Raw genomic sequence first — 9,360 nt, 5'->3', positions numbered from 1 at the left:
AAATCAACACTCCACAATATTCACCGCCAACCCACCCCGCGCCGTCTCCTTGTACTTCGTCTTCATATCCGCCCCCGTCTCCCGCATCGTCTTGATCACGGAGTCGAGCGAAACATAATGCGTGCCATCCCCCCGCAACGCCATGCGCGCCGCATTCACCGCCTTCACAGACGCCATCGCATTGCGCTCGATGCACGGAATCTGCACCAGCCCGCCAACCGGGTCGCATGTCAGCCCCAGGTTGTGCTCCATGCCGATCTCCGCTGCGTTCTCGACCTGCGCAGGCGTGCCGCCCAGTACCGCTGCCAGCGCTCCGGCAGCCATCGAACACGCCACGCCGACTTCGCCCTGGCAGCCGACTTCCGCGCCCGAGATCGACGCGTTCATCTTGTAAAGCATGCCGATCGCGCCAGCGGTGAGCAGAAAATCCACGATGCCGTTGTCGTTCGCGCCGGGAACGAAGCGGTCGTAGTAATGCATCACGGCCGGGATGATCCCGGCTGCGCCGTTGGTCGGTGCCGTGACGACGCGCCCGCCCGCGGCGTTCTCTTCGTTAACTGCAATCGCATACAGGTTCACCCAATCGATGACCGACAGCGGATCGGACAGCGTACGTTCGGCCTGCACCGTGAGCGTTGAATACAACTCGGCTGCGCGGCGACGCACGTGGAACGGGCCCGGCAGTTCGCCTTCCGTGCGGCAGCCGCGCGCGACGCACGCCTGCATCACGTGCCAGATGTTGAGCAGGCCGGCGCGCACTTCGGCTTCGCTGCGCCACGTCAGTTCGTTTTCGAGCATCAGCCGGGCGATGGATTTGCCCGTCGATTCGCACATCGCCAGCAGTTCCTTGCCGCTGCGGAACGGGTGCGGCAACTGGTCATGCGCGGCAAGCACCTGCGTGTTCGGTGCGCCGGCCGTGACGACAAAGCCACCGCCCACCGACAGGTAGCGCGCCTCGCGCAGCCGCTCGCCTGCTGCATCGAAGGCGTGGAACTTCATGCCGTTCGGGTGCTCTGCCATCGCCTCGCGGCGATAGAAGGCGATGTGCTCCTTCTCGGTAAAGCGCACCGCATGGCGGCCCAGCAGCGACAGCGATTGCGAGGCGCGCAGCTCCGCCAGCTTGGCATCGATGGAGTCGGGGTCGATGGTGTCCGGCGCCTCGCCCATCAGGCCAAGGATGACGCCGCGGTCCGTGCCGTGGCCCTTGCCGGTGGCGCCGAGCGAACCGTACAGCTCGACGCGGACACTGGCGACTTGCGGCATCAGCCCATCGGCTTCGAGGCCGGAGGCGAACATCAGCGCGGCGCGCATCGGCCCGACGGTGTGCGAGCTGGACGGACCGATGCCGATCTTGAAGAGGTCGAAAACAGAAACAGCCATGGGTAAGGCTCCGGGGGCGTTTTGCAAAAGGGGCGAGTCGGCTTGTGGCCGCCCGCGCACGGGTTGTTCAGATGCAAACGGCCGCCCCGTGGTGCGAGGCGGCCGCCTGTGGCGTAGCGCGATGGCAATCGCGCACCGGGTCGCCGGCTTAGTCCTGCGCGTACTCGCTCATCGGCACGCAGGCGCAGAACAGGTTGCGATCGCCGTAGACGTTGTCGGCGCGGCCAACCGGCGGCCAGTACTTGCGTGCGCGCAACGATGCCACCGGGTAGGCGGCCTGCTCACGCGTGTACTTGTGCGACCAGTCATCGGCCATCACCACGGCTGCGGTGTGCGGCGCGTGCTTGAGCGGGTTGTCTTCGCGGTCGAATTCGCCCGAGATCACCTTGTCGACTTCGCCGCGGATGGCGATCATCGCGTCGATGAAGCGGTCGAGTTCCACCTTCGGCTCGCTTTCGGTCGGCTCGATCATCAGCGTGCCCGGTACCGGGAAGCTCATCGTCGGCGCGTGGAAGCCGAAGTCCATCAGGCGCTTGGCGATGTCTTCGTTGCTGATGCCCGATTCCTTCTGCAGCGGACGGATATCGAGAATGCACTCGTGCGCTACCAGCCCGTGCGCGCCCGTGTACAGCACCGGGTAGTACGGCGCGAGACGCTTGGCCACGTAGTTGGCCGACAGGATGGCCGTCTCGGTGGCGGCGGTCAGGCCGGCGGCACCCATCATGGCGATGTACATCCACGAGATCGGCAGGATCGACGCCGAACCGAATGCCGACGCCGACACGTTGCCGATGTTCTGGCTGGCATCTTCACCCGACGCCGCGCGGCCGGGCAGGAACGGCGCGAGGTGCGCACCCACGGCCACCGGACCAACGCCCGGGCCGCCGCCGCCGTGCGGAATGCAGAACGTCTTGTGCAGGTTCAGGTGCGAGACGTCGCCGCCGAAGTGGCCCGGTGCGGCGGTGCCGACCATGGCGTTCATGTTGGCGCCGTCCACGTAGACCTGGCCGCCGTGGCTGTGCACGATTTCGCAGACGCGCTTCACGCCTTCCTCGAACACGCCGTGCGTGGACGGGTAGGTGATCATGATCGCCGCGAGGTTCTTGCTGTGCTCGGCCGCCTTCTTCTCCAGATCGGCCAGATCGACGTTGCCGCGCTCATCACACGCCACGACAACGACCTGCATGCCGGCCATCTGCGCCGATGCCGGGTTCGTACCGTGCGCCGACGATGGGATCAGGCACACGTTGCGGTGCGCTTCGCCACGGCTGGCGTGGTAGGCGTGAATGATCAGCAGACCGGCGTATTCACCTTGCGAACCCGCGTTCGGCTGCAGGCTCACGGCGGCGTAGCCGGTAGCGGCGCACAGCATCTGTTCGAGCTGGTCGATCATCTCGCGGTAGCCGACGGTCTGGTCGGCCGGTGCGAACGGGTGGATGTTCGAAAACTCGGGCCACGTCACCGGCAGCATTTCTGCGGTGGCGTTGAGCTTCATCGTGCACGAGCCCAGCGGGATCATCGTGCGGTCCAGCGCGAGATCCTTGTCGGCAAGGCTGCGCAGGTAGCGCAGCATTTCGTGCTCCGAGTGGTGCGCGTTGAACACCGGGTGCGTCAGGTACGCGCTTTGGCGCACCAGCGAGGCCGGATACGCATCGGCCACGCCCGCTTCGGTCTGGTCGAAGTCCGGTGCGGCGGCGTGGGCGGCATGCGCGAAGACTTCCCACAGCGCCACGACGTCGGCGCGCGTGACGGTCTCGTCCAGCGAGATGCCCAGTCGTGCGTCGTCGATCTGGCGCAGGTTGATGCCGTGCGCCTGTGCTGCGATGTGCAGGTTCGCGGTGCGCGGGCCAGTGACAACGGTCAGCGTGTCGAAGAAGGCGTCGGATTCCAGCGTGTAGCCGATTGCGCGCAGGCCGGCGGCCAGCGTGGCGCTCAGGCGGTGCACGCGCTGGGCGATGCGCTTCAGGCCTTGCGGGCCGTGGTAGACGGCGTACATCGATGCCATCACCCCCAGCAGCACCTGCGCGGTACAGATGTTCGAGGTCGCCTTCTCACGACGGATGTGCTGTTCGCGCGTTTGCAGTGCGAGGCGGTAGGCCGGATTGCCTTGCGCATCGATCGTCACGCCGACCAGTCGGCCGGGCATCGAGCGCTTGAACGCATCGCGCACGGCCATGTAACCGGCGTGCGGGCCGCCGAAACCGAACGGCACGCCAAAACGCTGCGTGTTGCCGATCACGACGTCTGCACCCCATTCGCCCGGCGCGGCCAGCAGCGTGAGTGCCAGCAGGTCGGCGGCGGCTACGACCAGACCGCCGGCGGCGTGCACGGCATCGGTCAGGGCCTGGTACGTCGCCAGATCGCCCAGCAGCGCACCGTTGGCGCCCGGGTATTGCAGCAGCACGCCAAACGCGTCGTGCTTGGCCGCATCGGCCGCCGGGCCGGTCACCACTTGCACGCCGATCGGCTCGGCGCGCGTGCGCACGACTTCCAGCGTTTGCGGCAGCACGTCGTCCGCCACGAAGAACACGGTCGACTTCGACTTGCCAATGCGCTGCAGCAGCGTCATGGCTTCAGCTGCGGCGGTCGCTTCGTCCAGCATCGACGCATTGGCGATGTCCATGGCCGTCAGGTCGATCACCATCTGCTGGAAGTTCAGCATCGCTTCCAGGCGGCCCTGCGAGATTTCCGGCTGATACGGCGTGTACGCCGTGTACCAGGCAGGGTTCTCGAGGATGTTGCGCAGGATGACGCCTGGCGTATGCGTGCCGTAATAGCCCTGGCCGATCAGGCTCTTGACCACGCGGTTCTGCCCGGCGATGCCGCGCAGCTTGGCAAGCGCCGCTTCTTCGGTCAGCGGCTGCGTGAATTCGCCCAGCGGCATGCCGTCCTGGCGGCGGATGGCCGGCGGAATCACGGCGTCGATCAGCGCGGCGCGGCTGGTGTAGCCCAGCGTGCCGAGCATGGCGGTCTGCTCGTCGGCAGACGGGCCGATGTGGCGGTGCGCGAAGGCGTCGCGCGCCTCCAGGTCAGCCAACGTCGGGCGTTCGGCGGCAAGCGCCGAGGAAGCGGGGTGCGGAGCGTTCATGGCAAGGGCTCGAAATTCAGGCGATGCAAGCAATGGCCGATGCGCAGCGCAGGTCAGGGCGCGCGCACCGGCCGGAGGACCGGCTTAGCCGATCTTGGCTTCGTAATCAGCAGCCGACATCAGGGCGTTCACGTCGTCGGCGTTGGCCGGCTTGATCTTGAACAGCCAAGCGTCGTAGGCGCCTGCGTTCACGGATTCCGGCGCGCCCGCGGCATCTGCGTTGTTGGCGACGATCTCGCCGGCCACCGGGGCGAAGATGTCGGAAGCGGCCTTGACAGACTCCACCACGGCAATCGCTTCGTCCTTGGCGACGGCGCGGCCGGCTTCCGGCAGCTCCAGGAAGACGATGTCGCCGAGCTGTTCCTGCGCGAAGTCGGTAATGCCGATGGTCAGCGTGCCGTCGGCTTCAACGCGGATCCACTCGTCGTGTTCGGTGTACTTCAGATCGGCGGGGACGTTGCTCATGAAAGGTTTCTCCGGAAGATGGGTATGGGGGAATGCAGATTCGGTGTTCAGCTGACCAGCGCCTTGCCATTGCGCACGAACGGCAGTTTAACCACAGTCGCGGTCAACTTGCGGTCGCGAATTTCGACCTGCACGTCGGTGCCGACGGGCACCTCCTTGGGCAGGCGCGCCAGTGCGATGGAGAGCGACAGGCTCGGGCTGAACGTGCCGCTGGTGATCTCGCCGTCACCGGCGGCGGTGATGACTTTCTGGTGGGCGCGCAGCACGCCGCCCTTGTCGCGCAGGATCAGGCCGACGAACTGTTCGCGTTGTCCACCGGCTTGCAGCGCGGCCTTGCCGGTGAAGTCGCGTTCGCTTTGCAGGTCGACCGTCCAGGCGAGGCCGGCGTCGAGCGGCGAGACGTGCTCGTCCATGTCCTGGCCGTAGAGGTTCATGCCGGCTTCCAGGCGCAGCGTGTCGCGCGCGCCGAGGCCTGCCGGGCGCACGCCGGCCTGCAGCAGGCGCTCCCACACGCCCGCGATCTGCGCGGCCGGCACGACCAGTTCGAAACCGTCTTCACCGGTGTAGCCGGTTCGGGCCACCATGATCTCGCCCACGTTTTCCACGGTCACAAAGCCCGCGTTGAACGGCTTCAGCGCGTCGCCCACGGCCTGCGAGCCGGGCAGCGCGGCGTAGGTCTTGGCACGCGCGTTCGGGCCCTGCACCGCCAGGATGCCCAGTGGCTCGGCACCCGCGTTGTTGTCGGAGCGGCGCGGCGTGATCGTCACGTCGGTGCCGGCGGCGGCGTTCTGCGCGACGATCCATTCCAGGTCCGTCGGGGCGGTGCCTGCGTTGACCACCAAGCGGAACCAGTCTTCGCGGAAGAAGTAGACGATCAGATCGTCGATCACGCCGCCCTTGGGGTTCAGCATGCAGCTGTAGAGCGCCTTGCCGGGCGTCTGGAGCTTGTCGACATTGTTGGCGAGCAGCCCACGCAGGAAGTCGCGCACGCGCGCGCCGGTGAGGTCGACCACGCACATGTGCGAGACGTCGAAGACGCCGGCGTCCTGGCGCACGGCGTGGTGCTCTTCGATTTGGGAGCCGTAGTTGACGGGCATGTCCCAGCCGCCAAAGTCGACCATGCGGGCGCCCAGCGAGCGGTGGATGGCATTGAGCGGCGTGTGTTGGAGCGTCATGGAATCTCTCGGCAGAGGCGCCGCCACTGTGGCCGGGCGCGGCGCGTTATTCGGGACCAGAAAAGCAAAAAGGCCACCCGCGCAGCCTGATGCCTCATGGTGACGCCATGAAGATCAACAAGCTGCGCAGATGGCCCCTCTGTCCTTGGTACCTGAGAGATTGCGAAGCGGGGCGCATAGCGGTGCGCGCCGTTCGTGAGCCCCTTCGGTGGGCGCCCGCAGTGGTCGTGCGGCGCCAGCTCTCCAGAGTGCGGTCGGACGCATGTCCGCCGATCCGCCCGGTCCTGGATGCCTGAGAGTTTTCGGGTGCTACCCCTTCGGCGGCGCCTTGCCGTGTACGGCGGGCACGCTCTCCCGGATGGATGGGCGGAATTTACGGAAGGGGGATGGGATTGTCAATCAGGACAAATCGATGGCGCATTTTGGCAGCCACACAGCCAAAAACGGCCACACCTTCGGGGCGCTGGCGGGGCCGCCAACCCAAAGCGTGTGGCCGGAGTGCGGCTGTTGGTTGGTGTTGCTTCGACTTACTTGCCGATTTGGCGACTGACCTGGTTTTCCTGCTGGTTCAGCGTGCGCTGTTCCTGCTTGGTGATGTGCCCACCGTTTTGCGAGGCCATGTCGCGCTCTTCCTGGCGAATCTGGCGGTCTTCCTTGTGCAGCTGGCGCGCCTGGCCCTTGGTGATTTCGCCTTCCTTCACTTCGTTGTGGATACGCTTGTTCTGGTTGGCGAGGCGGTGGTTGACCTCGGCGCGGCGCGGGTGGTCCTTTTGCCATTGCGTCTGGGCGAAGGCGCCGGTGGTGGCGGACAGGGCGACGGCGGTTACGGCCAGGATCTTGGCGATGCGGTTCATGGTTTCTTCCTCCGGTGGGCGGCTGACCGATTCAGCCGCTGTCCCGTCCATAACGGCACGTTTTGGCTCCGGGCTGACCGCCATCGTGTAACGGGGCGTAAGCGGTGTAACGGCCGGAAGCAAAGCGAGGGGCGCAAACGCGTGCGGTGCGGTATTGGCACCTCCGACAGCGCCCCGGCAAACGGCTTTTCATCGGCTCAATCGATGCAAACGCGCCGTGCTACCATCGCCCTCCGCTGTCGTTCCCGCCTGCTTTTTCTTCCGCCTGTTCCCATGTCTTCCGGTCTCGCCCACGGGCTCAATGCTGCCCAATCCGAAGGTGTGCATTACCTCGACGGCCCATGCCTGGTGCTGGCCGGGGCGGGCTCGGGCAAGACGCGCGTGATCACGCAGAAGATCGCGCACCTGATCCTCGACAAGGGCTTCGAGCCGCGTCACATCGCCGCCGTCACGTTCACCAACAAGGCGGCCAAGGAAATGCAGGAGCGCGTGGCCAAGCTGATGGACGGCAAGACGCGCGAAGACGGCAAGCGCATTCCCATCAAGCAGTTGACGGTCTGTACGTTCCACTCGCTGGGCGTGCAGATCCTGCGGACCGAAGCCGAGCACGTGGGCCTGAAGCCGCGCTTCTCGATCATGGATTCGGACGACTGCTTCGGGATGATCCAGGAGCAGTTGGCGACCACCGACAAGCAGTTGATCCGCCGCGTGCAGAGCACGATCTCGCTGTGGAAAAACGGTCTCGTCGATCCGGACACCGCGATTGCCGAGGCGCTCGCCAACAACAATGTTGATGATCACCAGGCGGCGCTCGTCTACCGCAACTACGTGGCGACGCTGCATGCGTATCAGGCGGTGGATTTTGACGACCTGATCCGGATTCCCGCCGAGCTGTTCGCGCGCAATGAAGAGGTGCGCCTGAAGTGGCAGAACCGTCTGCGCTACTTCCTCGTCGATGAATACCAGGACACCAACGCTTGCCAGTATCAACTGTTGAAGCTGCTGGCGGGGGGCTCGCACTTGCGTGCGCCGGCCTTCACGGCGGTGGGCGACGACGATCAGGCCATCTATGGCTGGCGGGGCGCCACGCTCGACAACCTCAAGCTGCTGCAGACGGATTTCCCGAACCTGAAGGTGATCAAGCTGGAGCAGAACTACCGCTCCACGGTGCGTATTCTGAATGCCGCCAACGCGGTCATCGCACAGAACCCGAAGCTGTTCGAGAAGACGCTGTGGAGCGAGCACGGCATGGGCGACGCGATCAACGTGACGAGCGCCAATGACGAGGAGCACGAGGCCGAGAGCGTCGTCTTCAAGCTGTCCGCCCACAAGTTCGAGCGCCGCGCGCAGTTTCGGGATTACGCGATTCTGTATCGCGGCAACTTCCAGGCGCGTCTGTTCGAGCAGATCCTGCGGCGCGAGCGCATTCCGTACGTGCTCTCGGGTGGGCAGAGCTTTTTCGACAAGGCCGAGATCAAGGATCTGTGCGCGTATCTGCGCCTGATTGCCAACGCGGATGATGATCCTGCGTTCATCCGCGCCATCACCACACCCAAGCGCGGCGTGGGGAATGCGACGCTCGAAGTGCTGGGTTCGTTTGCGGGGCAGGCCAAGGTGTCGCTGTTCGAGGCGGCGATGATGGGTGGTATCGAAGCACAGCTTGCGCCGCGCCAGCTTGAGCCGTTGCGCGTGTTCTGCGAGTTCATCGTGCGGCTGTCGGACCGCGCCGCCAAGGAGCCTGCTGCCACGCTGCTCGACGAGATGATGGAAGGCATCCATTACGAGGCCTACCTGTACGACACCTATGACGAGCGCCAGGCCCAGAACAAGTGGACCAACGTGCTGGAGTTTCTCGACTGGCTCAAGCGCAAGGGCACCAAGCCGGAGAAGGAAAGCGAAGAAGACGCCACCGGTTTCGACAATGCCGATGGCCTGATGGACGCCGGCAAGAACCTGCTGGAACTCACGCAGACCATCGCGCTGATCAGCATGCTCGAAGGCCGGGAAGAGGACCCGGATGCGGTGCGCCTGTCCACGCTGCATGCGAGCAAGGGGCTGGAGTATCCGCACGTGTTCCTGGTCGGCGTGGAAGAGGGCATCCTGCCGCACTGCCGCGAAGACGATGAGTTGACCGACGAGAAGATCGAAGAAGAACGGCGGCTGATGTATGTGGGTATCACGCGGGCACAGCGCAGCCTGCATATCAGCTGGTGCAAGAAGCGCAAGCGCGCGAGAGAGACGGTGGTGTGTGAGCCGTCGCGCTATATCGCCGAGATGAAGCTTGGGGAAGATGCCGGCCCGACGCCGGAGGACACCATGCCGGCGATGTCGCCGAAGGATCGGTTGGGGGCGTTGAAGGGGTTGTTGGCGGCTAAGAAACCTGTGGCTTCGTGAGGGG

6 protein-coding genes and 2 riboswitches are annotated in these 9,360 nt (G+C 65.3%); of the genes, 1 reads left to right on the top strand and 5 read right to left on the bottom strand.

Annotated elements, in window-relative coordinates; translation table 11 throughout:
• Positions 1-3: 3 nt before the first annotated feature.
• The 5 genes from BEK68_RS07115 to BEK68_RS07095 all read right to left on the bottom strand — a co-directional run bounded on the left by BEK68_RS07115 (position 4) and on the right by BEK68_RS07095 (position 6,962).
• Entirely contained in the window at positions 4-1,380 is a 1,377-nt protein-coding gene (locus BEK68_RS07115) for an L-serine ammonia-lyase (RefSeq protein ID WP_012436713.1), read from the bottom strand.
• 148 nt (positions 1,381-1,528) lie between these two features.
• Positions 1,529-4,468, bottom strand: a complete 2,940-nt coding sequence (gene gcvP / locus BEK68_RS07110; protein ID WP_004628678.1) for an aminomethyl-transferring glycine dehydrogenase — start codon at positions 4,466-4,468, stop codon at positions 1,529-1,531.
• A gap of 84 nt (positions 4,469-4,552) precedes the next feature.
• Complete coding sequence (gene gcvH, locus BEK68_RS07105) at positions 4,553-4,933, bottom strand: glycine cleavage system protein GcvH (RefSeq protein ID WP_004628679.1); 381 nt, start codon at positions 4,931-4,933, stop codon at positions 4,553-4,555.
• A gap of 47 nt (positions 4,934-4,980) precedes the next feature.
• Positions 4,981-6,108, bottom strand: a complete 1,128-nt coding sequence (gene gcvT / locus BEK68_RS07100; protein ID WP_004628681.1) for a glycine cleavage system aminomethyltransferase GcvT — start codon at positions 6,106-6,108, stop codon at positions 4,981-4,983.
• Positions 6,109-6,237: 129 nt separating this feature from the next.
• Positions 6,238-6,365: riboswitch (glycine riboswitch) on the bottom strand.
• Between the two features lie 12 nt (positions 6,366-6,377).
• Positions 6,378-6,475, bottom strand: a riboswitch (glycine riboswitch).
• A gap of 160 nt (positions 6,476-6,635) precedes the next feature.
• Positions 6,636-6,962, bottom strand: a complete 327-nt coding sequence (locus BEK68_RS07095; RefSeq protein WP_004628683.1) for a hypothetical protein — start codon at positions 6,960-6,962, stop codon at positions 6,636-6,638.
• Positions 6,963-7,235: 273 nt separating this feature from the next.
• On the opposite strand from BEK68_RS07095, the gene BEK68_RS07090 reads away from it, so the two are divergent.
• Positions 7,236-9,356 carry a UvrD-helicase domain-containing protein gene (locus BEK68_RS07090; protein ID WP_012436712.1) on the top strand — a complete coding sequence of 707 codons (2,121 nt, stop codon included), beginning with the start codon at positions 7,236-7,238 and terminating at the stop codon, positions 9,354-9,356.
• Positions 9,357-9,360: the final 4 nt, after the last annotated feature.

Origin of the sequence: Ralstonia pickettii, from assembly GCF_001699815.1 — a bacterium.
Taxonomy (GTDB): Bacteria; Pseudomonadota; Gammaproteobacteria; order Burkholderiales; family Burkholderiaceae; genus Ralstonia; species Ralstonia thomasii.
This window is presented reverse-complemented; position numbering and strand designations above follow the sequence as displayed.